Source organism: Microbacterium sp. No. 7 (genome assembly GCF_001314225.1).
GTDB lineage: Bacteria > Actinomycetota > Actinomycetes > Actinomycetales > Microbacteriaceae > Microbacterium.
The window spans coordinates 2,298,275-2,320,269 of the sequence record NZ_CP012697.1 but is presented as its reverse complement, the minus strand read 5'-3'; the positions used below and the strand labels follow the sequence as shown (position 1 = coordinate 2,320,269).

Genomic DNA, 21,995 nt, shown 5'->3' with positions numbered 1-21,995 from the left:
GCGGTTATGTCCGAAGGCGTTGAGCTCGCAACCGCATGGGTGCGTCTGGTCCCGTCCGCTGAGGGGATCACCGACAGCCTCGTCGAGGCGTTCGCGCCGGGAACGAAGGCCGCGCAGGACGAGGGCGAGAAGGCCGGCGCGGGCTGGGCGTCGAAGGTCAAGGGCGCGATCGGCGTCGCGGCGATCGGCGCCGGCGTGGTCGCAGCGTTCAAGGGGCTCTACGAGGTCGGCGACATCTTCGATGCCGTCGCCGACACCATCCGTGTCGGGACCGGCGCGACGGGTGAGGCGCTCGACGGGCTCGTCGACTCCGCGACCAACGTGGGCCTGCGCGTGCCGGCCGAGTTCGAGAAGATCGGGCCCGCCGTCGCCGACATCAACACCCGGATGGGACTCACCGGCGACACGCTGGAGACCGTCGCCTCCCAGTACCTCGAAGCGGGGCGCATCCTCGAGACCGAGGTCGACATCGGCAAGACCTCGGCGGCGTTCAACGCCTTCAAGATCGAGGGCGACGGCGTCATCGACGCGATGGACACCCTGTTCCAGGTGTCGCAGGCCACCGGTGTCGGGATGAACGAGCTCGCCGCCGGCGTGCAGGTCGCTGCGCCGGCGCTGCAGAACCTCGGCTTCGGGTTCGAGGAGAGCGTCGCCCTGCTCGGCTCGCTCGACAAGGCTGGCCTGAACAGCACGGCCGTGATGGCGTCCATGTCGAAGGGTCTGGTGACCCTCGCGAAGGACGGCGAGGAGCCGCAGGAGGCGTTCCGGCGAGTCACCTCCGAGCTGCAGGGCTTCGTCGACGAGGGCAACACCGCGGCCGCGCTCGACCTGGCGTCGCAGGTGTTCGGCACCCGCGGTGCCGCGCAGTTCGTCGGGGCGCTGCAGTCCGGCGTGCTGAACATGACCGACCTCATGGCGGCGACCGGCGCCACCGGGGACACCATCCTCGGCGTCGGCGAAGAGACCATGGACTTCGCCGAGCGGTGGCAGCTCACCATGAACACCGCGCTGGTCGCGCTTGAGCCCCTCGCCACCGCGGTGTTCTCCGCCGTCGGCGACGGGCTGACGTCCGCGCTGCCGCTGCTGCAGGACCTCGGCGCATGGGTCGGTGAGAATGTCGAGGTCATCGGCGTCATCGCCGGCGTCATCGGGGTGACCCTCGTCGCAGCGTTCGTCGCATGGACGGCATCGATCTGGGCGGCCACGGCGGCCCTACTCGCCAACCCGATCACGTGGATCATCGTCGGCATCGTCGCGCTGATCGCCGCGATCGTCGCGCTCGTCATGAACTGGGACCAGGTCGTCGCCTTCATCCTCGACATCTGGGCCGGATTCATCGGGTGGCTCACCGACGGCATCAACGCCTTCGTCGAGTGGTGGAACGGGATCTGGGCCACCGTCGGCGCGGCGTTCCGCCTCGCGTGGGACGCCCTGACCGCCTGGGTGCGCGGCATCTGGGCGGGCTTCGTGACGTGGCTGGTCGGCATCGTCATGGACCTGCAGCGCAAGTGGGATGCCGTCTGGATGGCCGTGCGGATGACGATCGACGTCGTCTGGAACGCGATCCTCGGCGTGCTGCGCGCCGCCGTCGACTACATCGTCGGCGGGTTCGTCGCCGCATGGTCGATGCTCACCGGCTTCTTCTCAGACCTGTGGAACGGGATCGTCACCGGCATCACCGTGAAGTGGAACGAGGCGATCACGTTCCTGCGCTCGATCCCCGATCTGGTGCGCGGGTTCTTCGCCGGCATCGGGACATGGCTGGTCCAGTCCGGGCGCGACCTGATCCAGGGGTTCGTCGACGGCATCGGCGACATGATCGGCGCCGTCGGAGACGCTGTCGGCGGCGTCCTCGACTTCGCCCGCGGGTTCTTCCCGAGCTCGCCCGCGAAGCGCGGCCCGTTCTCCGGTGCGGGCTGGATCCAGCTGCTCACATCTGGCGAAGCGATCGGCGAGCAGTGGGCCGCCGGCGTGCTCGCCTCACGGTCGACGATCGCCGCGGCACTGGCGGCGACGCTCGCCTATGACCCGTCGATAACGGGCATGGCGGGCACCGCGGGCGCGCTGATGCTCCGCAGCGTCGCGACACCTGCGGAGATCGACTACGAGAAGTTCGCGGACCTCACCGGCGATCGCGTCGGGGATAAGGTCTCCCGAGGGATCACGCTGGGGTCGCGGAAGACGGCCGCGCGTGGCGCGGGGAGTGTGTATGAGGGGCGGCCGAGATGATCGCTGGCGCGTGGTCGCAGTCTGCGGCGGATCTGCCGTCGGGGTGGGCGCCGGGTCAGCTCGCGGTCCTGATCGAGGTGGTGCCGGCGTTCGTGCTGCAGCTGCCTGCGGTGCCGGATGGGTGGATGCCGCAGGGCGCGACCCCGTTGACGCAGGTCGCGGGCATGGCGTGGACGTGGCTGCGGGTCTCGACACGTGCTCTGCGTGCCGGGGATGCGGGGCCGGTGGCGCCGCAGGGCGCGGCCGGATGGTCGGGCCGTGTCGTCGTCGATGAGAACGGCGCGCCGGGTGTGCGGGTCACGATGGGCGCGGCGCGGGTGAGCGTGCGCGATGGCGCGTCGGGCGTGGTCGTGGGCGCTGCGAGCCAGGACGTGAACCCGGCAGGGTCGGGTGTGTCGTGGCTGCCGGGGCGTGCGGTGGTCTCGCCGACGTCGTGGTGGGGTCCGAGCATGTGGGTCACCGTCGGGGAAGCGACCGAGGGCACCGCTGGTGCAGCGACGGTCCCGGGCCTCGGGGTCGAGTTCCTCCCGCCGGTGGGTCCGCGCCCGCCGGTGCTGACCGCCCCGGGTGCGGGGGAGGAGATCAACGCCGCGGCGGACACCGATTTCTCGTGGCAGCATCAGCCGGCCCGCTCCGGCGGCCGGCAGGGCGGCTGGTCCTGGCGCATCAGCAGCGCGTTCGGGTGGTTGTACTGGTCCGCGTCGTCGAGCTCGCTGACCGGCACCGAGACCCTGAACCCCGGTGACGCGACCCGTGTCACCCTCCCGGCGGGGTCGCTGGACAATCTCGGCACGGCACGGTCGTGGACCGCGCGCACGCAGGAGGCTCTCGACGGTCTCCTGTCGCAGTGGGCGGCGGAGCGTCAAGTGACGCCGGTCACGCCTCCGATCCTGAACGTGTCGGTCGTGACCGCGCATGGTGACTTGTCGCCCACGATCGTGGGGAGTGCGACGATCACGAGGCCGTCGTCGACGGTGACCGCGTCGCACTGGCAGATCCGTGACACGGCCGGCGCGGTCGTGTGGGACTCGGGAGTGCTCGGCGGCGCCGGCCTCACTCGTGACGCGCCTGCGTCGACCCCGTGGGTCAACGGTGCGAGCGTCACCGCGTGGGGGCGTGTGCAGCAGACCGGTGGTGCGTGGTCGGCGTGGTCGTCGTCGGCGCCGTTCGTGGTGTCGTGGACCGCGCCGGCGACGCCGGTCGTGAACGCCGGCACCCGGTACACGGCGTGGGCCGAGCAGGCCCGCAACTACGAGGTGAACCCTTCGGCCGGGACCGCGGGTGCGACTGTGACGATCGTCACGAACCTGTGGTCGGACCCGTTGCCGAACGGTGTCGGTCTGGGCAACGGTCAGGCGCGGTGGTCGGGAACGATCGGCCAGGTGTCCGTGTCGATGGACGGCGGGTGGGTGCGTGCCGAGGCGGTCAGCGCGTCGGCGGACAAGTCGATCATGCGCTCGTCGAACTGGGGCTCCAACGCACTCCCGATCGCTGGCAGCACTCTGTACCGGCTGTCGTTCGAGCTGGAGCGCAAGGCCGGGTTGGCCGATGTGATCTTCCGCCGGTGGGAGTACAACGCGGCCGGTTCGCTCGTCGTCAACGACGCGAACCTGTGGCTCGACACGGATGCCGCGACCGGGCGCCGGTACGCCGAGTTCACGTCGCACGCGGACGCCGTGTTCATCGTGATCGCCCTGTCGTCAGGCGGCGGCAACCTCGAGGTCGGCGATTGGTGGCGGGTGCGGCGCACGATGCTGGCCGTGCCGATCCTCAGCCCTGGAACGTTCGTCGGGGGCGGGATCTCGAACGACCCCGACCTGACGGGTGTCTGGGCGGGGACCGCGCATCAGTCGTCGACGCTTGTGCAGGGTGTGAGCGTGCCGGGGGTGATCTCGGGCGGGAACGCGGTCGCTGTCCGGTCCACGAGGTGGGCGAAGAACGGCACGCATTCGGTGCGGATCATCCCCAACAACCCATCCGACGGCGACAGCTATATCGAGGCGTCCGTGCCTGCTGTGGGCACGCTGCGGTCTGCTGCGCGGGCGGTCGGCGCCCTGCATCTGGAGGGCGCGCAGGGTGCGCCCGGTCAGCATGCCAGGGCGCGGCGGATTCTCGCGGGCTGGCCGGAGGTCCGTGGCACGCAAGCGGCGAACACGGCGGGCGACACGGACCACGATTTCACCTGGTCTGGTGCCGGCGGGCACAACATCGTCCGCTTCTACAACGGTGCCGCGCGGGGCCAGGGTGAGGTCTGGTGGGATCAGATCGGCATCTTCGACCCCGCCTACACGGGGCCGTGGTTCGACGGCAGCAACCTCCCTGCGGGGCTGGACCCCACCTTGTGGCGGGTCCGGTGGGCCGGCACCCCTGGTAATTCCTTCTCGGTCCTCGAGTCTCGTCAGGTCGTCCCGCCGTCCACGGATGCGGGCACGGACGTCACGATCGATGGCCTCACACCGGGTGCGGAGGTCACCGTCTGGTCGTCCGTCGACGACGGGCTGACGTGGGAGCTGGTGGAATCGTTCACCGCGGTGTCGAGCTCGGCGGTCCTGTCGGATCCGCTGCTCTCGCATGGCCAGCCGATGCGGTGGTCCGCGATCCAGCACCAGATCGTCGACGGGGTGCGGCTGCCGTCGGAGCGGGGCGTGTCCGACCCGGTCGTGCCGACCTCGCGGGCGGGCATCCTGACCTCGGCGCTCGCACCGGCATCACGGTGGGTGCGGGTGCATGTCAGGACCGTGGACCCGAACGTGTGGCCGCGGCCGTCGGGCGTGCACCAGCTGCTCCGCGAGAAGTACGCGCTCGTGCTCCGCGGCACCGAACGGGGCCGGCGGGGCGCGCTGATCCTGCGCGCCGACGACGAGGCGCAGCGGGCGATGCTGCACGAGCTCACGCAGTGTGGTGACCCGCTGCTACTGATGATGCCGCCCGAGGCGGACTGGGCGCAGACCAGCATCGCACCGGGGGAGCGCGTCACGATCCGTGTCGTGTCCGAGCACTCCGAGCCGCGGATCGCGCAACTCCCGTGGCAGGCCCGTGAGGTGCCCGTCGTGTGGGTCGAGGCCCGCACGCCCGCCGTGGGCGAGGCGCCCTCGCAGGCCCCGGTCACGCACCCGATCATCCACCTGTAGGAGGAACCATGCTGAACACCGATCATCCCCGTGTTGCGGGGCACGTGGCGTGGGTGCTGACCCGCGCCGATGGCACCACGGAGACTGGTGAGGCCGACAACCTCGTCACCCTCATGGGCCTGCGACGGTACGCGGAGGCCGGCGCCGACATCGGCGGCGTGCCGCCGGCCGCGACGGGCATGAAGCTCGGCACCGGCTCGACGGCCCCCGCGACGACCGGCGCCGGGGCAGCGCTCGCCACGTACCTGTCCAACTCGCATCAGGCGCTCGCCGGGACGCCCAGCGCCTCGACGGTGAGCGGGAAGCGGCGCATCACCTACGTCGCGACGTGGGGGGCGGGGAAGGCGACCACGGGCTCGGCGATCACCGAGGTCGTCATCGTGAACAACAGCCTGTCGGATGCGACGAGCCCGGAGGCGTCCACGCTCGCCCGGGTGCTGCTGTCGCCCAGCGTGCCGTCCAAGGGCGCGCTGGACACGCTGCAGGTCACCTGGACGCACGATCTCGGCTGAGAGATGCCCCCCAGGCCGTGACGTAGTCGAGGAGGTACCGCATGCCCACATGGACCGGCGGTGCGCCTGCTGAGAGCGGGCGGTGGGACAACGTCGCGTGGTCGACGACGTTCGCGTTCGGGGGACTGTCGACGAGGTCTGCCGGCGCACGGTGGACGGGCGTGGCGATCCCGCAGGGCGCCGTGATCGACGCCGCGACGCTCACGTTCACGATCTCGGGCTTCATCGACAACGCCCGCGCCGTCGGCATCCACCAGGTCGACAACGCGCCCGCGCTCGCGGGTGGGCAGCGAGGGACCGCGAACACGCCGACCGGCACCTGGTCTGGGGGCGCGGGGTCGAAGTCGGTCGATGTGGCCGCGGGCATGCAGGCGCTCGTCGACCGTCCCGGATGGTCGAGCGGCAACGCCCTCACGATCCGCTGGGATGGTACGACCAGCGACGTCTCCGACAAGACGCTCACCGCCGTGTCCCTCACGGTCGACTGGCACGACCCGTTCACCAACTACGAGCGCACCGCCGAAGACGCCGTCGGTGTGGTCGACGCCGCGGCCGCGGGCGCCGGGTGGGCGCGCGACGGTGCCGACACGGTCGGGATCGCGGATGCCGCCGAGCACCTCATGCCGACCGTCCGCGACGGCTTCGACACCGCGACGGTGTCGGACGCGGCCGCCGCGACCCTCATCCCCGGCATCAGCCGCGGCACCGCCGACAGCGTGCCGGCCATCGATCAGGTCAAGGCGTCGATCGTCCGGTTCGACCCGCCCCCGCCGCCCTGGCAGGACGTGCTGACCCTGCCGGAGTTCTGGGAGGCGGTCGTCGACCCGCACCGGGTGTCGGACTGGAGCGCGGAGATCGTCAACCCCGACGAGGTCGTCCTCGACGAGCTGCTGCCGTTCGAGGACGGGCAGGTGGTCGTCGAGTCCGAGCGGGCGCACTGGTGGTCGGTCACGTTCGACGTGCCAGACGCGGCCTGGTATCCGCGGCGGGAGACCGATCCGCTGCACGCCCACAGCCGGCACACGATCCAGCTGTGGTTCCACCTGTGGCTGCCGCGCAGCATGCAGTGGGTGCGGATCCCGTGCGGCCGCACCTACCCGCGCGTCGGGGAGATCTCCGCCGACGGCGACCTCCCCCCGGGCGGTTTCGACGTGACCGGGGTGTCGGCGTTGGCGACGATCCGCCACTACCTGACCCCGATCGACGTGTCGGGCATGCGCGCGCACACCGCGATCGAGACGATCCTGTCGGCCGTCGCGCCGACGCTGCGCCGCGACCTGACCCCGTCGATGCATTCCCTCCCGCCCGAGTACATCCTCGGGGAGGTGCACGCCGGCGACCCGGTCGCCGACATGCACAGCATCGCCCAGGCCGCCGGGATGGTCCTCTACGAGGACCGGGTCGGGGTGATCCGCCTCGACCCGCACCCGGACGCGACGGTCGTCGCGGACTGGTCGCAGGGTGTCGTGCAGTCGATCTCGGTCCGCTCGGTCGACGCCGCCGTCACGGTCAACAGCCTCGTCGTCGCGTCGGGGTCGCGGGAGGTCGACCCGCCCGTGATGGCGGTCGCGCAGATCACCGACCCCACCGACCCGATCTCGGTCACCCACGGCATCTTCTACCCCGACAAGCTGGTCCTGGACGAGGTGACCACGGAGGCGCAGTGCGCGCAGGTCGCGGCACTGCGGCTCGCGACCCTGCGTGAGGAGACACGAGAGGTCAACCTCGTCGCCCTGTTCCAGCCGCACATCGACCCGCTGCGGGTCGTGGCCCTGGGGGAGGCGGAGTTCGACGCGGTCGGGCCGCACCGGGTGACCGGATGGTCGACACGGCTGGACACGGACGGGCTGCAGGCCGTGCTCGCGAGAGGAGTGGTCGGTGACCGATGACAGCCGCTCCCAGGTCGCCGAGGCGGCCCTGCAGGCCGAGGAGATGCGCCGGGCCCGTGCGGAGCGCCAGGCCCCGCCCGCGTCGACTGGTGCCGTGCAGGGGCGGCTGGCGACGGTGGTCGAGATCGTCGACACGAACCGGTTGCGCATCGACATCGACGGGACGATCGTCCCCGCCGCGATCGACCGGTCCCTCGGCGCGGTGCGCGTCGGCGACATGGTCGACGCCGTCCACCAGGGCGGCAGCTTCCATGTCGTCAAGATCATCACCTGGCACGAGCCCGAGCCCGTGCTCACCAAGGCCGACCTGCCGCCCAAGCCGTCGGTGACGGTCCCGGCCGCGCCCACCCCGCAGACCGGGTTGAGCGACCTGAGCATCAACCTGATGCCCGCGTACCCGTCGGGCGCGAACATCGCCGACCTGCGGTACGACGTGGAGCAGCTGTGGCAGTTCACGAACGCGTCCGTGCGCAACAACCTCCTCGAGATCCAGCAGCAGTGGAAGGGCAAGCTCGACACCGCGATCCAGAACGCCGTGTCGGCGCGCACCGCGGCACGGCAGACCGCGCAGGAGCTCGGCGGCACGGTCGACTACGCCGAGGCCGCCGGGACGGCCGCCGAAGGCGCCCTGGAGTCGTCGGGCAACGCGGCCGTGGAGGCCGGCACCGCGGTGCGGGTGCAGGGCCTGTCCATCAGCGAGATGCCCGAGAACCTCGACCGCGCCGGTTACGAGGCGTGGAACCTGCCCACGCAAGCGCAGGCCACCCGGATCCTGCAATGGCGGGTGCGGACCATCGTCGACCTGCGCGCCGCGACCAACCGTGCCCTGACCTACCAGGGGCAGGCGGAGATCGCCGCGTTCCCGACGCCGCCTGACGTCGTGATGGACGACCTCGACTGGGGCACCGCGGCGAACAACCTCGAATCGGTCGACAACTGGTGCCGGGACCGGATCGCTGCCCTCACCCCGGCGATCAACCGGGTCCGCACCAAGGAAGCCCTCGGCCCCGGCGCCTACACGGGCGGCACGACGATCTGGTCGGGCGCGTCCTACGAGGCCGCCAGACAGCAGATCATCGTCTCGATGCGCAACTTCAGGATCCGCATGTCCGAGCTCGGCACGGCCCTCAAGGAACCCGTGAAGATCATCAACGCACAGCAGACCCCGAACACGCCCGCCGAGCCGCAGAAGAAGATCGTCGGCATCGCCCTGTCGGGCATGCCCGACAACATCGACAAGACCGAGTACGCGGCCGACACGCTCACCACGCGCGCGCAGATCGGCCGGATCCTCGCGTGGCGGATCCGTGCGGTCATCGACCTGCGCGACGCGACCAACCGTGCCCGGGCGCACTTCTCCCTGCCCCCGCAGGGCGCCCCGTCCTCCCCACCGGACCCGCTCGTCGACGACATCACCTGGTCGGCCGCGGTCACCAAGATCACCGCGGTCGACACGTGGACCGGGGGAGTCCTCAACGCCCTCGTCACCAACATCAACCAGGTGCGCGCGCAGGCATCCCGGGGCAACGGGTCGTGGTCGGGTGCCTCGCTGACCTGGAACGGGACGACGTACGCGGCCGCGCGGCCGACGCTGATCGTCTCGATGCGGAACTACCGGATCCGCTGCCAGGAGACGCAGACCGCGCTCATGGACGTCGTCGACAGCGTCAACGGCAAGACCTGACCCACCTGCTTCCCGGGGGCGCGTCAACGCGGCCTCACCCATTGCCCGCGAAGGGCCTCACCACGCGCCCACCCCAGGGCGTGAGGCACCTGCGCGCCCCCGGGAACCGTCCACGAGAGGAGCCGCTGATGACAGCGACGTATCCGGGCGCCGCGTTCTTCGTGCAGTCGCCGAACTGCGCGCCGCGACGTGCAGGGGCGCGGATCACGCATGTGATCCTGCACCTGACCGGCAACCTCGCTGACCATACGGCGTACTTCTCGCGCCGCAACGAGCGCAGCGTCGCCCCGCACCTGTACCCGCGGCCCGACGGGACGCTGACGCAGTTCGTCCGGTTCGGGTGGCGGGCGTGGACGACCGCGGTGCCGCTGGACGAGACCGCGATCACGTTCGAGATCGAAGCGGTCGGTGACGCGACCCCCGCACAGTACGAGGCGGTCGCACGGTTCATCGCGTGGCTCGCTGACCAGACCGAGGTCGACGGCATCCCGGTCGATTTCGAGATCTCCCGGGCCCGGGTCATCGGGCATCGGGAAGCGCCCGGGGTGACCAGCGGCACCGCATGCCCGGTGAACCTCGACATCGACCGGATCGTTGCTCGCGCCCGCGAGCTGAGAGGGGTACGCATGCTCTGGCCCAACGGCACCACGACCGAGCCCCGCCGCAGCGACGGGTACGGTCCGCGCAAGTCGATCCTGACCAGCGCCGGGTGGACGAGGCCGTTCCACGTCGGCACCGACTGGTACTCGATCGGCACGATCCGCTCGGTCGCCGCGGGCACGGTGATCGAGTCCGGGTGGATCGACTGGGCCGGCAACCAGGTGCTGATCTACCACGGCGAGATCGACGGGGTGCGGACGTGGTCGCGCTCCTGCCACCTCGCCGCACCGTCCCCGCTGTCACGTGGTGATCAGGTGGCTGCCGGCGCGGTGGTCGGCGCCGAGGGCGCGACCGGGCAAGCCGCCGGCCCCCACCTGCATTTCGAGCTGTACCGCGGCCGCGTCGATCGCGGCACCGGTAGCGACCCCGGCGCGACGGTCGACCCGCGCGCTTTCATCCTCGCCCGACTGGGCACGACCCTCACGGAGGCCGACATGGACAAGATCAACGAACTCTGGCAACGTCTCCTGCCCGGCGAGGCGGGAAAGAAGACCGCCGGCGACGTCTACCTGACCTTCCTCGACCTGGTCTCCCGGGTCAAGGGCCTGGCCGCGACGGCCGCGAAGACCGTGTGGGAGACGCCGGTCACGCGCGGCGACAAGAAGATCAGCGCCCTGCAGGAGCTCGCCGACGCGAAGACCCTCGGACAGACCGCGAACGCGAAGCTGGACCAGCTGCTCGCGCGGCCGGTGTCGGAGATCTCCCTCACGCCCGAGCAGATGGGCCGGCTCGCCGAAGCCATCGGCTCGGCCGTCGCGCTGCAGGTCGCGCCGGCCGTGCTCGACCAGATGGCCAAGCGGCTCGAGTCGTGATGCCTCAGTGGCTTGTCGTCGCGCTGCTCAGCTTCGGCGCCTCCGCGCTGATCGCCGTCGGCGCGCTGATCGGCAACCTGCTGTCGTCGCGCGCGCAGAAGCGCGCCGCCGAAGTACAGGCGGAGGCGAACGCCGCCACGCGCGAGAACCACCTGATCGACCAGCTGCAGGAAGAGCTCGCGACGTCGCGCGCCGAGCAGGCCGCTCGGATGCTCGCGCAGGAGGAACGGATGACCGGGCTCGAGGAACGCAACGGCCTCCTCGTCGACCGCAACGACCGCTACCGCGACCTGCTCCACCGACACCGGGCACACATCTGGGACGGCAAGCCCCCGCCCCCGCCCGAATGGCCCGACGACCTCCCCCGATGAAAGGAAACACCATGCCCACTCCCAACCTGACGCCGAACGTCGTCATCGAGAACCCGAAGGCCCGCCGCATCGCCCGCACGACGCTCGACATCGTCGGCGTCGCGCTCGGCACGCTCCTGGTCGTCGACGCGGCGACCGACGCGTTCGACGCGGTCGCGTTCACGACCCCGTTCCTCGCCGGCTGGACGTACCTGCGTCTCGCGTTCGGCCTCGCGATCGACAACCCGAACACGCCGCGCACCGAGTCGGACCCCTACCGCCCCTGACCCCCTCGACGCCTCCCGAACCGCCCCCGCCCGAGCCTCACGGCCCGGGCGGGGGCGGTTTCGTCGTGTCCGTGGCCGGGTGCACACTATCCCGCATGGACCCCCTCCTCACGACTCACCTGCTCGCCCCGGCATCGCGCCGCCGCCTTGAGCGTCCCCGCTGGGAAGTGCGCTACGACGGGCGGCTCATCGGCTGGGTGCAGGAGCGCCGGCTCGGCCGCGCCGCGTCGACGTTCTACGAGGGCATCGTCCGCATTGACGGCCAGGCGATCAGCCTTGAGCTGTCCATCGACTTCGAGGAGCGGTGCCAGAAGGTCTTCGATGCGTGGAGGGATCCGAGCTCGTCGCCGCACACAAGGCGCTGGCTCCGGCTCGAGTAGCGCGTATCCCCGCGGGGGCGGGGCATGCGGTCACGCTATTAGGGGCCTGGCTCGAATCTCACGGTCGCCGGTCGCCGCGGCCAGGACCGGCGCACGGGGGCGGGGTGCTCTCGTGGCTCTTCGGTGAAGCGCGGCCGGCGGGCTTTGCGCTCCTCGTGCTGCGCTGCCTCGATGATGCGTCCGACCGCACCAACGGTCAGGCCGTGCCTGCGGGCGAGCTTCCAGTGCGGGATGCCTTCGGCGGCGCCCTTCACGACCGCCGCGTCACGCGCGGCCTCGATCGACGCGCGGGAGCGCTTCGTCGGTGCACCCGCGGCCTGGTGCCGTGCGATCGCGGCCGGCACGTCGCCGGCGGCGTAGACCTTCTCTGTCCATTCCCGGTCTCCGGCCTGGTAGGTGATCTGCCACGTGTCGCGTGCCCCGATCGCGTGGGCTTTCGCGGGCCGGTAGCGGACCGTGTACCCGTCAGGCAGGTCGCTCACCACGCCACCCCGACGTCGATCCCCTGGGCGCGGAGCGTCGCGATGTACCCGTCGATCCACTCCCGCGCACCCTGCTGCGGGTCGTCGGCCTCGTAGATCGCCCAGGTGAAGGGCCCGTAGAAGACGGTGTCGTCCACGGCACCCGCGTGCCACGCCTTGACGAGCTTGACGGCGGGCTCGTGGATGTCGGCGAGCCGGCGGAGGATGCTGGCGATCTCGCGATGCGCGCCTTGTCGACTCAGCCCGCCCGGGCCGATCAGCGGGCGCACGATCGCGTCGTCAGGGATGACCTCCACCTGCAAGTAGTTCCAGCTCATGTGCCCTGCTCCAGCAGCTCCATCGGATCGTGCACGGGTGCGGGCTCGTCGATGTAGACGATGCGGGTGCCGTGCTCTTGGTGGCACTCCGCGGCGATCATCCGGTGCCACCGTGCGGGCCTGCCCGTCGCGTCCCATGAGGCGTCGTTGTCGGCCTGCCCGCCCCGCCACACCTCGATCTTGGCGGGCGCGGCAGTCAGCGCAGCGTCACGGGCGTCGGCGTATGCGTCCTGCAGCGCCCGCACCTTGTCCGCCGTGGCGGGGCTGACCGGCGCGGTGCCCGCTTTCATCTTCTGGATCATCGCCCGCGACAGCGACAGCGCACGCGCCGCGTCCGTGTCGTCGCCGTGCGCGCAGGCCTCCAGAATCGACCGGAACTCCGCGCCGCTCATGCGGCACCTGCGAGGAGCTTGCGGGTCAGGGGGTGCTCCCCGACGTAGATCGCGCAAGGCTGATACCCGTCGGGTACCTGCGAGGCGTAGTACCGCACCCACTGGTGCATGGTCGGGAACCCCGAATCCGACCCCGACAGCCACGAGGTCAGGGTGATCTGGACCGTGTCGGGCTCAGCCAGCTCGGCAGGACTGTGGAAGACCTCGGCCGCGCTCAGCGCGCCCGCCCGGGTGGCGATCTCGCGCTTGCTGAGGTCGGAGCGGCACAGCAGCCGCCACTGCACATTCTTGCTGCCAGGGTGGAGCTGCCCCCACCGGATCCGGTCCTCGGTGATCCCCGCCTCATCAACGAGGGCCTGAATGGCGTCATGCATGGTCGTCATGATGTGATCCTCTCTGCGCTCACAGGTACCGGCCGGCGTCACTGGCGCGGACATAGGCGCCGCAGGCGTAGCAGGTGCCGTGCGCGTCGGTCTCGTAGTGGTCGCAGCGGCGCCCGTTGTCGAGGGAGACAGCGACCTTGACGACATCGTGGCCATCGATCTCGGTGCGCCCGATGATGCCGGTCGGGCGAGCGTCCACGCCCGTGCCGTCCTTCTTGAACGCGCGGACCACCGAGCGCGGGCGCCCGGTCATCGAGTTCAAGATGCTGCTGGCGAAGCCCGTCGCGGCGAACCCGCTCGCGTCCTTGGTGAGGACGATCTCTCCGGCGAGGATGCGGCTGGTGATGCTGTCCATGGTGACCTCCTGGTCTCGCGAGGCTTGCCCTCTGGCTTCCTCCGATACCCCCATAGTACACACATTGTGTAACCGATGCAAGCGGGAATCCGAAGATTCTCGCCGCCCCTCTCGATGCACGGAACGCGGCGATCGCCGAGGCCGTCGGCCTCTCGCGCATGCAGGTCAGCCGCATCATCAAGACCGCACGCGAAGCCGGATAGGCCCCGCGGCGGGCGGTGTCCGCCGGTCTGCCCCACGTCTGCCCCACGCCGCACGAACGAACGCGAAACGCCCCGTCAGGATTTCGGTCCTGACGGGGCGTTTTCTCGGTGGGCGATACCAGACTCGAACTGATGACCTCTTCCGTGTGAAGGAAGCGCGCTACCAACTGCGCCAATCGCCCAGGGCCTTGTGGGGCCGAGAACCCACGATAGCGCATGCGTCGTCCGACGCCCAATCCGAGGAGGGGCGGAGACGGTGCGACACGCCCGGGTGGCCCGGTTTTGCATCTCATGAATAGTCGGCTAAAGTCTTTCAAGTGCCCGGGTGAAACCGGAGACACGCGGATGTAGCGCAGTTGGTAGCGCATCACCTTGCCAAGGTGAGGGTCGCGAGTTCGAGTCTCGTCATCCGCTCGAGTGCGGGGATCTCTTTTCGGAGAGATCACGACACGTGGGTTCGAAACCTCACGCGGTGGCGTGGCCGAGAGGCTAGGCACCGGCCTGCAAAGCCGTTTACACGGGTTCGAATCCCGTCGCCACCTCCACTCCCGGTCCCGGCCGGAAGCATGTCCCGGGCGATTGGCGCAGCGGTAGCGCGCTTCCCTGACACGGAAGAGGTCACTGGTTCGATCCCAGTATCGCCCACAGAGCAGAGCCCCTGAGAGATCAGGGGCTTTCGTGCGTCCGGGCGGCATCGCGCCGCCGTCTCGCTTTTTCCCGGTCCTGAGGGGTCCTGCCGGCACGGACCTGCACCGGTACGATCGAGGTGCAGAGACCCGGAGGTTTGCGATGTTCATTCTTTTCATGCTGTTGTTCGTGCTCGGCATCTACATGTTCGGCGCGGGCATCACGCTCGGCTCGGCGCTCATCTTCTGCGGCGGGCTTCTCGCCGTGTGCGTCGCCGTGGCGCTCATGTTCTACCTGCCGTCCGCCACGAAGCGCAGCCACGGCTGAGGCCCGTCATGGCTGAGCGGATTCTGGTCGCCGTCGACGGGCGGGCCGCGGGCGACCGCGCGGTCGAGTGGACGGCGGCGCGGGCGGCACGCACGCACGCGCATGTCACGGTCTTCCAGGCGGTCGAGGTGCCGGCGGTCCTGCGCAGCACCGAGCACCGCACGGCCATGCACCGCGTGGCCGACAGCATCGCCGCGAACGCGCTGGCGACCCTGGGCGCCGCCGCCCCCGGCATCGTCGTCGAGGCGCGCACGGAGGAGGGCGACCCGGTCGACCTCCTCGAGCAGGTCTCCGCGGACGTGGATCTGATCGTCGTCGGCACGAACGGCTCGCGCGGTCCCTTCCAGCCGTCGACGCGCGCCGTGCGGATCGCGGCGTCCGCGGCCTCGCCGGTGGTCGTCGTGCCCGACGCGCCGCTCGACGGACGCGAGGGCGTCGTCGTCGGCGTCGACGGCTCGGAGAGCTCCGCGCACGCGCTCGCCTTCGCCGCCGCCGAAGCGGATGCCAGGGGAGAGCGGCTCATCGCCCTGACGACCTGGCGCCAGCCGGTGTACCTCGGCTACGAGGGCGCGTGGCCGGTGGACCTCGCGAGCGATCTGGCCCAGTACGCCGAGGAGCAGGCCGCGATCGAGCTCGCCGGTCTCGCCTCGCAGTACCCCGACCTGGTCGTCGAGCGCCGCATCCTCGAGGCCAGCGGCGCCGAGGCCCTCGTGGCCGCGAGCGAGGACGCCTCGCTCGTCGTCGTCGGCAGTCGGGGGCTCGGTCCCGTGCGCCGCCTGCTGCTGGGATCGGTGAGCCACGCGCTCGTGCAGCACGCGCGCGGGCCGATCGCCGTCGTCCGCTGATCGGCGCTTCGCTGCCGGGACCGTTCACTTCGTGCGGCTAGGCTCGTCGAGGCATTGACGTGCCGGAGATCGAACATGCGCGCCACTCGGCGCTGAACGAACGGAATCACATGCGTACCAAGCACACTCTCTCGCTCGCCCTGATCGCGGGCCTCGGCATCGCGTCGCTCACGGGGTGCTCCGGCGGCGGTGGCGCCCAGACGGTCGCCGAGGCGTGCGACACGGCCGAGTCGGTCATGTCCGAGGTGCAGTCCGAGATGAGCTCGCTGAACTCCGAGGTCGCCGCCGGTGACTTCTCGTCCCTCGTCGAGGGGCTCGACCTGCTCGAGGGCAAGCTGGGCGAGGCCGTGGGCAAGGTGACCAACGAAGAGGTCAAGTCGGCGCTCTCGAAGCTGGAGACCAGCGTCGCGGACTTCGCGGCGATCTTCGACGGCGTCGAGGACGGCGACCTCACCGCGCTGGCCGACAAGGGCGACGAGCTGCAGACGGTGGTCACCGACATCCAGGAGGCGGGCACCGAGCTCGGCACGCTCTGCTCGGCCTGAGCCGGGATCACGATCGGAGGGCGGGATGCGCGGCATCCCGCCCTCCGGCGTCGCCGGGGTCGTGATGCCGGGGCGTTGTCGGGGGCGTGCCCCGCGAACATAGGATGGATCGGTGACCACCGGATTCGATCTGTACCCTGACAAGAACGTCGTCGCGATGCGCGTCGACGGAGAGCTCGCCGACCTCGCGACCGAGGTGACGGGCACGCAGGCGACAGAGCCGGTCACGATCGACAGCCCCGACGGCCTCGCCATCCTGCGCCACTCGACGGCGCACGTGCTCGCGCAGGCCGTGCAGCGCATCCGGCCGCAGGCGAATCTCGGCATCGGCCCGCCGGTCACCGACGGCTTCTACTACGATTTCGGCGTCGACGAGCCCTTCACGCCCGACGACCTCAAGGCCATCAAGAAGGAGATGGAGCGCATCGTCCGCGAGGGCCAGCGCTTCGTCCGCCGCGTCGTGAGCGACGACGAGGCGCGCGCCGAGCTCGCCGACGAGCCGTTCAAGCTCGAGCTGATCGGGCTCAAGGGCGGCGGGGCCGAGAAGACCGAGGGGGCGTCCGTCGAGGTCGGCGCCGGCGAGCTGACGATCTACGACAACGTCGGCCGCGACGGCGAGACCGTCTGGAAGGACCTCTGCCGCGGCCCGCACGTGCCGGGCACGCGCATGGTCGGCAACGGCTGGGATCTCATGCGCGTCGCGGGCGCCTACTGGCGCGGCAGCGAGAAGAACCCGCAGCTGCAGCGCATCTACGGCACGGCGTGGCCGACGAAGGACGAGCTGCGCGCCTACCAGCACCGCCTCGAGGAGGCGGCCAAGCGTGACCACCGCAAGCTCGGCCGCGAGCTCGACCTGTTCTCGTTCCCCGACGAGATCGGCTCGGGCCTGTCGGTGTGGCATCCCAAGGGCGGCATCGTCCGCGGCGAGATGGAGCAGCACGCGCGCCGCCGGCACATCGAGGCCGGCTACACCTACGTGTACACGCCGCACATCTCGAAGGAGGACCTCTTCCTCACCTCGAACCACCTCGTCACGTACCGCGACGGCATGTTCCCGCCGATCCGCATGGACGAGGAGGTCGACGAGCACGGGCACGTCACCAAGCAGGGCCAGGACTACTACCTCAAGCCCATGAACTGCCCCATGCACATCCTCATCTACCGGGAGCGCGGCCGCAGCTACCGCGAGCTGCCGATGCGTCTCGCCGAGAACGGCACTGTCTACCGCAACGAGCTGTCGGGCGCCCTGCACGGCCTCACCCGCGTGCGCGGCTTCACGCAGGACGACTCGCACCTGTTCGTGACGCCCGACCAGCTCGAGGCGGAGGCGACGCACGTGCTGGAGTTCGTCATCTCGATGCTGCGCGACTTCGGCCTCGACGACTTCGAGCTGGAGCTGTCGATGCGCGACGACGAGAAGTCGAAGTGGATCGGCACCGACGAGTTCTGGGAGTACTCGACGAACGCGCTGCGCAACGTCGCGGTCGCGAGCGGGCTCAAGCTGACCGAGGTGCCGGGCGAGGCGGCCTTCTACGGCCCGAAGATCGACCTGAAGACGAAGGATGCCATCGGCCGCACCTGGCAGCTCTCCACCGTGCAGGTCGACCCCAACCTCCCCGAGCGCTTCGGCCTCGAGTACACGGGGCCCGACGGCGAGAAGCACCGCCCGATCATGATCCATCGCGCGCTGTTCGGCTCGATCGAGCGGTTCTTCGCGATCCTGCTGGAGCACTACGCGGGCGCGTTCCCGGTATGGCTGTCGCCCGTGCAGGTCATCGGCATCCCCGTCGCCGACGAGTTCGCGCCGTACCTCGACGGCATCGTCGAGCGCCTCCGTGCCGCGGGCGTGCGCGCCGAGGTCGACCACTCCGACGACCGCATGCAGAAGAAGATCCGCACGCACACGACCCAGAAGGTGCCGCTCCAGCTCATCGCGGGCGAGCAGGACCGCTCGGCGGGCACCGTGTCGTTCCGCTTCCGCGACGGGACGCAGACCAACGGCATCCCGGTGGACGAGGCGATCGACCGGATCGTGCGCGCGATCGCCGAGAAGACGCTCGTGAACACGGCCGAGGACCTCCCGTGACCGAGCTCGACGACGCCGCGCAGCTGGTCGGCGTGCCCGACGAGTTCCAGCGGCTGTGGACCCCTCACCGGATGGCGTACATCAAGGCGGGCCCCCAGCCGCTGCGGGACACCTGCCCGTTCTGCGCGGCGCCCGCGGGCGCCGACGCCGACGGCCTCATCGTGCACCGGGGGGTCACGTCGTACGTGCTCCTGAACCTGTTCCCCTACAACTCCGGCCATCTGCTGATCTGCCCCTACCGGCACATCGCGACGTACGACCAGGCGTCGCCCGAGGAGGTGGCCGAGATCGGCGAGCTGACGCAGACGGCGATGCGCGTGCTGCGCGCCGTCTCCCGGTGCGACGGCTTCAACATCGGCATGAACCAGGGCCAGGTCGCGGGCGCCGGCGTCGAGGAGCACCTGCACCAGCACATCGTGCCGCGCTGGACGTCGGACGCGAACTTCTTCCCGATCATCGCCAAGACCAAGGCGCTGCCGCAGCTGCTCGGCGAGGTGCGAGAGGCGGTCGCCTCCGCCTGGCCCGCGTAGCCCCGGGCGATCGCGGAGCGACGAGAGGAACGGCCTGAGATGACGACGACGCGCACGTGCGGCGCCCTTCTCCTCGCCGCGGCCGGGCTCGCGGTGCTGACGGGGTGCGGCACGTCGTCCGCGCCCCCGTCCGAGACCGCCGCGTCGTCGCCGGGCGCGTCTCCGGACGGGGGAGCGTCGCCGGAGCCCGACGGGGACGGCGCGACGTCGCCTCCCGACGACGCGTTCGCCGACGCCTTCGCGGAGCGCGAGCGGTTCTTCGCCGATCAGCAGCAGCGCCCCGGCGTCGACGAGCTGGTGCCGCGCACCGAGGCGCAGCGCGCGCTCGTGGACGCGCAGCAGGCCTGGGTCGAGGGCAACGGCGGCACGTGGGACGCGCAGTCCGAGCGGATCACGCTCGCCCTCGCCCTCGACGCGTGCGAGACGTCGATCCTGAACCAGCACCGGGTGTCGGCGGAGACCTTCCGGGTGCACGTGGCGACGTCGTCGCTGTTCATGTCGCTGCTGGAGTCGCTCCCGGAGGAGCAGCGGGCCGAGGGCGAGGCGAACGTCGCCTCGATCATGGTGTTCGGCACCGACTACCTCTGCCCCGACGACGCGCCGCAGTGGCAGGCGGCGTTCGACGAGGTCTACCCCGACCGGGGGTAGCGGAGACCGGTGCCGGGGCGCTCAGCGCACCCGCGCGACCTCGAACTGCAGGCGGGGGTGCGCGTAGAACTCCTGCGACTCGACGAGCCGCAGCTCGCGCTCGCCCGAGTCGTGGGTGGCCTGGAGCAGGTCGAACACGCTCGACGTCGTGCGCGCCAGCGCCGCTGCCGCGTCGCCCGTGGTGCGGAAATGGGCGGTGAACAGGGCCGCGGCGACGTCGCCCGACCCGTTGGCCTTCATCGGGATGCGCGGCGTCTGCACGATCCACGCCCCGTCGTCGGTCACCGCGAGCATCTCGATCGTGTCGTCGGGCCTGTCGGGGCGCTCGACGCTCGTCACGAGCACCGTGCGCGGGCCGCTCGCGCGCGCGAGGTCGGCGGCGGCGAGCGTCGAGGCGAGGTCCGACGGCTCCGTCTCGGTGAGGAAGCCCAGCTCGAACTGGTTCGGCGTGATGATGTCGGCCGCGGGCACCACGCGGTCGCGCAGCAGCACGGGGATCGCCGGCGCCACGAAGCATCCGCTCTTCGCGTTGCCCATCACGGGGTCGCACGCGTAGACCGCGTCGGGGTTGGCCCGCTTCACGCGGGCGACGGCGTCGAGGATGACGTCGGCGATGCCCTCCCCGCCCTGGTAGCCCGACAGCACGACGTCGATCTGGCCGAGCACGCCGCGCTCCTCGATGCCGGTGATGACCTCGCGCACGTCGTCGGGCGCGATGAGCGGCCCGCGCCAGGCTCCGTAGCCCGTGTGGTTCGAGAAGTTCACCGTGTACACGGGGAGCACCTCGACGCCGATGCGCTGGAGCGGGAAGACGGCCGCGGAGTTGCCGACGTGCCCGTAGGCGACGGCGGACTGGATGGAGAGGATCTTCACCGCTCGATCATCCCATCTTCACCGGCGCGTCATCGTCGCCCGGCGTCGCGGTCAGCCGTCCGCGCGGGCCTCGTCGACGGCCTCGGCGATGTCGCCCGCGAGGCGGCGCGCCTCCTCGTCGTCGAGATCGTGCACCGTGAGGCGCAGGCGCCGGCGCGCGTCGGCGCCCTCGAGCACGAACTCGTCGCCCGTGCGGGCGAGCCATCCGCGGCGCATGAGCCGCACCGCGACGGCCTGCGCGGGAACGGGGAGGGGGACCCATAGGTTGAGTCCGTCGCCGGCCTCCGCGTCGATGCCGCGCTCCCGCAGGAGCCCGGCGAAGGCCAGGTTGCGCGCGGCGTAGTGACGGCCGGCTGCCGCGATGCGCGCGGCGATCTCCTCGTCGTCGGCGAGGGCCGCGACGAGCCGCTGCAGCAGGTGGCTCACCCATGTCGTGCCCGGGCTGAGCCGGAGTGCGAGGCGATCGGCCGTGTCGGGGTCGGATGCCGTGACCGCGAGGCACATGTCGGGGCCCAGGAACTTCGACACGGAGCGCACGAGCGCCCACCGGCGATGGTCGGGGCCGATGAGGGAGTGGTAGGGCCGCTGCGACAGCATCGAGAAGTGATCGTCCTCGACGACGAGCACGTACGGGTGGTCGGCGAGCTCGGCGCGCAGCGCGGCGGCGCGGCGAGCGCTCAGGCTCGCGCCCGTCGGGTTCTGGGCGCGGGGCGTGCAGACGACGGCGCGCACGCCGGCCGCCAGCGCGGCACGGAGCCCGGCGGGGGTCATGCCCTCGGCATCCACCTCGACCGGCACGGCGCGATAGCCGCCGAGGCGCACGGTCTGGATGCTCGCGAGGAAGCACGGGTCTTCGAGCGCGACCGCGTCGTCGCGCGTGAGCGCCTGCGCGAGCAGGCGCTCGACGGCGTCGACGGCGCCGCCCGTCACGGTCAGGCGCGAGGCCCGGCCGGCGGGGACCGCGTCGGCGATCCAGCGCGTCGCCCAGCGCTCGAGATCGCGATCGACGACGGGCTCGCCGTACAGCACGGGGCGCCCGCCCACGCGGTGCAGGGCCGGCGTGGGATCGGGGATGAGCGACGGGTCGGGGTTGCCGGTTCCGACGTCGCGCAGCACGGTGGCCGGGGCGAACCCCTCCTGGGGCGTGCGGGAGCGCTCCGCCACGACGGTGCCCGCGCGGCCGCGCGCGATCACCAGGCCGGCGTGCGCGAGCTGGCGATAGGCCGCCATCGCGGTGTTGCGGTTGACGCCCAGGCTGTCGGCGAGGGAGCGCACGGGCGGCAGCGCGTCGCCCGGGGCGAGCACGCCGCGCTCGAGCAGCTCGCGCACGCTGTCGGCGATCTCCGATGCGGACGATCCGCGGATCGCCGGGTCGGTGGTGGTCATGTTCGCAGTGTAGGAGACAGACATGATAGTTTTTGGCCTAGGACATAAGAGAGAGGTTTTCC

22 protein-coding genes and 4 tRNA genes are annotated in these 21,995 nt (G+C 70.9%); 18 read left to right on the top strand and 8 right to left on the bottom strand.

Annotation, left to right across the window (positions count from 1 at the left end; translation table 11 throughout):
* The first annotated feature begins 6 nt into the window (after positions 1-6).
* The 9 genes from AOA12_RS10675 to AOA12_RS10635 all read left to right on the top strand — a co-directional run bounded on the left by AOA12_RS10675 (position 7) and on the right by AOA12_RS10635 (position 11,934).
* Entirely contained in the window at positions 7-2,229 is a 2,223-nt protein-coding gene (locus AOA12_RS10675) for a phage tail tape measure protein (RefSeq protein ID WP_054682568.1), read from the top strand.
* A complete protein-coding gene (locus tag AOA12_RS10670) occupies positions 2,226-5,360 on the top strand; it encodes a hypothetical protein (RefSeq protein ID WP_054682566.1) in 3,135 nt (1,044 codons plus the stop codon). Before AOA12_RS10675 ends, AOA12_RS10670 begins: the two co-directional genes overlap by 4 nt.
* An 8-nt stretch (positions 5,361-5,368) precedes the next feature.
* Complete coding sequence (locus AOA12_RS10665; protein WP_054682564.1) at positions 5,369-5,872, top strand: hypothetical protein; 504 nt, start codon at positions 5,369-5,371, stop codon at positions 5,870-5,872.
* 41 nt (positions 5,873-5,913) lie between these two features.
* Positions 5,914-7,761, top strand: coding sequence for a hypothetical protein (locus AOA12_RS10660; RefSeq protein WP_054682562.1), 1,848 nt, complete (start codon positions 5,914-5,916; stop codon positions 7,759-7,761).
* Entirely contained in the window at positions 7,751-9,445 is a 1,695-nt protein-coding gene (locus tag AOA12_RS10655; RefSeq protein WP_054682560.1) for a hypothetical protein, read from the top strand. Before AOA12_RS10660 ends, AOA12_RS10655 begins: the two co-directional genes overlap by 11 nt.
* Positions 9,446-9,573: 128 nt before the next feature.
* Positions 9,574-10,917, top strand: a complete 1,344-nt coding sequence (locus AOA12_RS10650) for a peptidoglycan DD-metalloendopeptidase family protein (protein WP_054682558.1) — start codon at positions 9,574-9,576, stop codon at positions 10,915-10,917.
* On the top strand, positions 10,917-11,288 hold the full coding sequence (locus tag AOA12_RS10645) for a hypothetical protein (protein ID WP_054682557.1): 372 nt from the start codon (positions 10,917-10,919) through the stop codon (positions 11,286-11,288). Before AOA12_RS10650 ends, AOA12_RS10645 begins: the two co-directional genes overlap by 1 nt.
* An 11-nt stretch (positions 11,289-11,299) precedes the next feature.
* On the top strand, positions 11,300-11,554 hold the full coding sequence (locus AOA12_RS10640) for a hypothetical protein (RefSeq protein WP_054682554.1): 255 nt from the start codon (positions 11,300-11,302) through the stop codon (positions 11,552-11,554).
* 95 nt (positions 11,555-11,649) lie between these two features.
* Entirely contained in the window at positions 11,650-11,934 is a 285-nt protein-coding gene (locus tag AOA12_RS10635) for a hypothetical protein (protein ID WP_156366465.1), read from the top strand.
* Between the two features lie 38 nt (positions 11,935-11,972).
* On the opposite strand, the gene AOA12_RS10630 is transcribed toward AOA12_RS10635, so the two are convergent.
* The 6 genes from AOA12_RS10630 to AOA12_RS10605 form a co-directional block, all read right to left on the bottom strand.
* Positions 11,973-12,416 carry a hypothetical protein gene (locus AOA12_RS10630; RefSeq protein WP_156366464.1) on the bottom strand — a complete coding sequence of 148 codons (444 nt, stop codon included), beginning with the start codon at positions 12,414-12,416 and terminating at the stop codon, positions 11,973-11,975.
* Positions 12,413-12,733 (bottom strand): hypothetical protein, encoded by a 321-nt coding sequence (locus tag AOA12_RS10625; RefSeq protein WP_054682549.1) that lies wholly within the window; start codon positions 12,731-12,733, stop codon positions 12,413-12,415. Before AOA12_RS10625 ends, AOA12_RS10630 begins: the two co-directional genes overlap by 4 nt.
* Positions 12,730-13,125 carry a hypothetical protein gene (locus tag AOA12_RS10620; protein WP_054682547.1) on the bottom strand — a complete coding sequence of 132 codons (396 nt, stop codon included), beginning with the start codon at positions 13,123-13,125 and terminating at the stop codon, positions 12,730-12,732. Before AOA12_RS10620 ends, AOA12_RS10625 begins: the two co-directional genes overlap by 4 nt.
* The gene (locus tag AOA12_RS10615) at positions 13,122-13,508 is read right to left on the bottom strand and encodes a hypothetical protein (protein WP_054682545.1); all 387 of its coding nucleotides are present in this window, start codon (positions 13,506-13,508) and stop codon (positions 13,122-13,124) included. Before AOA12_RS10615 ends, AOA12_RS10620 begins: the two co-directional genes overlap by 4 nt.
* Before the next feature lie 19 nt (positions 13,509-13,527).
* The gene (locus tag AOA12_RS10610; RefSeq protein ID WP_054682543.1) at positions 13,528-13,863 is read right to left on the bottom strand and encodes a hypothetical protein; all 336 of its coding nucleotides are present in this window, start codon (positions 13,861-13,863) and stop codon (positions 13,528-13,530) included.
* A gap of 312 nt (positions 13,864-14,175) precedes the next feature.
* Positions 14,176-14,248 (bottom strand) — tRNA-Val (locus AOA12_RS10605).
* A 159-nt stretch (positions 14,249-14,407) separates the two neighbouring features.
* On the opposite strand from AOA12_RS10605, the gene AOA12_RS10600 reads away from it, so the two are divergent.
* The 9 genes from AOA12_RS10600 (at position 14,408) to AOA12_RS10565 (ending at position 19,674) form a co-directional block, all read left to right on the top strand.
* Positions 14,408-14,480 (top strand) — tRNA-Gly (locus AOA12_RS10600).
* A gap of 57 nt (positions 14,481-14,537) precedes the next feature.
* Positions 14,538-14,611, top strand: a tRNA-Cys gene (locus tag AOA12_RS10595).
* A gap of 28 nt (positions 14,612-14,639) precedes the next feature.
* A tRNA-Val gene (locus AOA12_RS10590) sits at positions 14,640-14,711 on the top strand.
* A gap of 144 nt (positions 14,712-14,855) precedes the next feature.
* On the top strand, positions 14,856-15,020 hold the full coding sequence (locus AOA12_RS23110; RefSeq protein WP_156366463.1) for a hypothetical protein: 165 nt from the start codon (positions 14,856-14,858) through the stop codon (positions 15,018-15,020).
* An 8-nt stretch (positions 15,021-15,028) separates the two neighbouring features.
* Entirely contained in the window at positions 15,029-15,865 is an 837-nt protein-coding gene (locus AOA12_RS10585) for a universal stress protein (protein ID WP_054682542.1), read from the top strand.
* Positions 15,866-15,975: 110 nt separating this feature from the next.
* Positions 15,976-16,410 (top strand): hypothetical protein, encoded by a 435-nt coding sequence (locus AOA12_RS10580; protein WP_156366462.1) that lies wholly within the window; start codon positions 15,976-15,978, stop codon positions 16,408-16,410.
* Between the two features lie 157 nt (positions 16,411-16,567).
* On the top strand, positions 16,568-18,496 hold the full coding sequence (thrS, locus tag AOA12_RS10575; protein ID WP_054686969.1) for a threonine--tRNA ligase: 1,929 nt from the start codon (positions 16,568-16,570) through the stop codon (positions 18,494-18,496).
* Positions 18,493-19,026 carry an HIT family protein gene (locus AOA12_RS10570; protein ID WP_054682539.1) on the top strand — a complete coding sequence of 178 codons (534 nt, stop codon included), beginning with the start codon at positions 18,493-18,495 and terminating at the stop codon, positions 19,024-19,026. Before thrS ends, AOA12_RS10570 begins: the two co-directional genes overlap by 4 nt.
* A gap of 39 nt (positions 19,027-19,065) precedes the next feature.
* Positions 19,066-19,674, top strand: coding sequence for a hypothetical protein (locus AOA12_RS10565; RefSeq protein WP_054682538.1), 609 nt, complete (start codon positions 19,066-19,068; stop codon positions 19,672-19,674).
* Between the two features lie 21 nt (positions 19,675-19,695).
* Here AOA12_RS10565 and pdxY read toward each other — a convergent pair whose 3' ends face one another.
* Both pdxY and AOA12_RS10555 read right to left on the bottom strand, forming a co-directional pair.
* Positions 19,696-20,547: a pyridoxal kinase PdxY gene (pdxY, locus tag AOA12_RS10560; protein WP_054682537.1), complete on the bottom strand. Its 852-nt coding sequence runs from the start codon at positions 20,545-20,547 to the stop codon at positions 19,696-19,698.
* 51 nt (positions 20,548-20,598) lie between these two features.
* Entirely contained in the window at positions 20,599-21,933 is a 1,335-nt protein-coding gene (locus AOA12_RS10555; RefSeq protein ID WP_054686966.1) for an aminotransferase class I/II-fold pyridoxal phosphate-dependent enzyme, read from the bottom strand.
* Between the last annotated feature and the right edge of the window lie 62 nt (positions 21,934-21,995).

Bases quoted from the DNA above. Each gene is read 5' to 3' on its own strand.
- AOA12_RS10625 (WP_054682549.1), bottom strand. From the start codon at position 12,733: ATGAGCTGGAACTACTTGCAGGTGGAGGTCATCCCTGACGACGCGATC.
- AOA12_RS10615 (WP_054682545.1), bottom strand. From the start codon at position 13,508: ATGACGACCATGCATGACGCCATTCAGGCCCTCGTTGATGAGGCGGGG.
- AOA12_RS10585 (WP_054682542.1), top strand. From the start codon at position 15,029: ATGGCTGAGCGGATTCTGGTCGCCGTCGACGGGCGGGCCGCGGGCGAC.
- AOA12_RS10670 (WP_054682566.1), top strand. From the start codon at position 2,226: ATGATCGCTGGCGCGTGGTCGCAGTCTGCGGCGGATCTGCCGTCGGGG.
- AOA12_RS10675 (WP_054682568.1), top strand. From the start codon at position 7: ATGTCCGAAGGCGTTGAGCTCGCAACCGCATGGGTGCGTCTGGTCCCG.
- AOA12_RS10645 (WP_054682557.1), top strand. From the start codon at position 10,917: ATGCCTCAGTGGCTTGTCGTCGCGCTGCTCAGCTTCGGCGCCTCCGCG.
- AOA12_RS10555 (WP_054686966.1), bottom strand. From the start codon at position 21,933: ATGACCACCACCGACCCGGCGATCCGCGGATCGTCCGCATCGGAGATC.
- AOA12_RS10580 (WP_156366462.1), top strand. From the start codon at position 15,976: ATGCGTACCAAGCACACTCTCTCGCTCGCCCTGATCGCGGGCCTCGGC.
- AOA12_RS10635 (WP_156366465.1), top strand. From the start codon at position 11,650: ATGGACCCCCTCCTCACGACTCACCTGCTCGCCCCGGCATCGCGCCGC.
- AOA12_RS10565 (WP_054682538.1), top strand. From the start codon at position 19,066: ATGACGACGACGCGCACGTGCGGCGCCCTTCTCCTCGCCGCGGCCGGG.
- AOA12_RS10620 (WP_054682547.1), bottom strand. From the start codon at position 13,125: ATGAGCGGCGCGGAGTTCCGGTCGATTCTGGAGGCCTGCGCGCACGGC.
- AOA12_RS10610 (WP_054682543.1), bottom strand. From the start codon at position 13,863: ATGGACAGCATCACCAGCCGCATCCTCGCCGGAGAGATCGTCCTCACC.
- AOA12_RS10650 (WP_054682558.1), top strand. From the start codon at position 9,574: ATGACAGCGACGTATCCGGGCGCCGCGTTCTTCGTGCAGTCGCCGAAC.
- AOA12_RS10660 (WP_054682562.1), top strand. From the start codon at position 5,914: ATGCCCACATGGACCGGCGGTGCGCCTGCTGAGAGCGGGCGGTGGGAC.
- thrS (WP_054686969.1), top strand. From the start codon at position 16,568: ATGCGCGTCGACGGAGAGCTCGCCGACCTCGCGACCGAGGTGACGGGC.
- AOA12_RS10640 (WP_054682554.1), top strand. From the start codon at position 11,300: ATGCCCACTCCCAACCTGACGCCGAACGTCGTCATCGAGAACCCGAAG.
- AOA12_RS10665 (WP_054682564.1), top strand. From the start codon at position 5,369: ATGCTGAACACCGATCATCCCCGTGTTGCGGGGCACGTGGCGTGGGTG.
- AOA12_RS23110 (WP_156366463.1), top strand. From the start codon at position 14,856: ATGTTCATTCTTTTCATGCTGTTGTTCGTGCTCGGCATCTACATGTTC.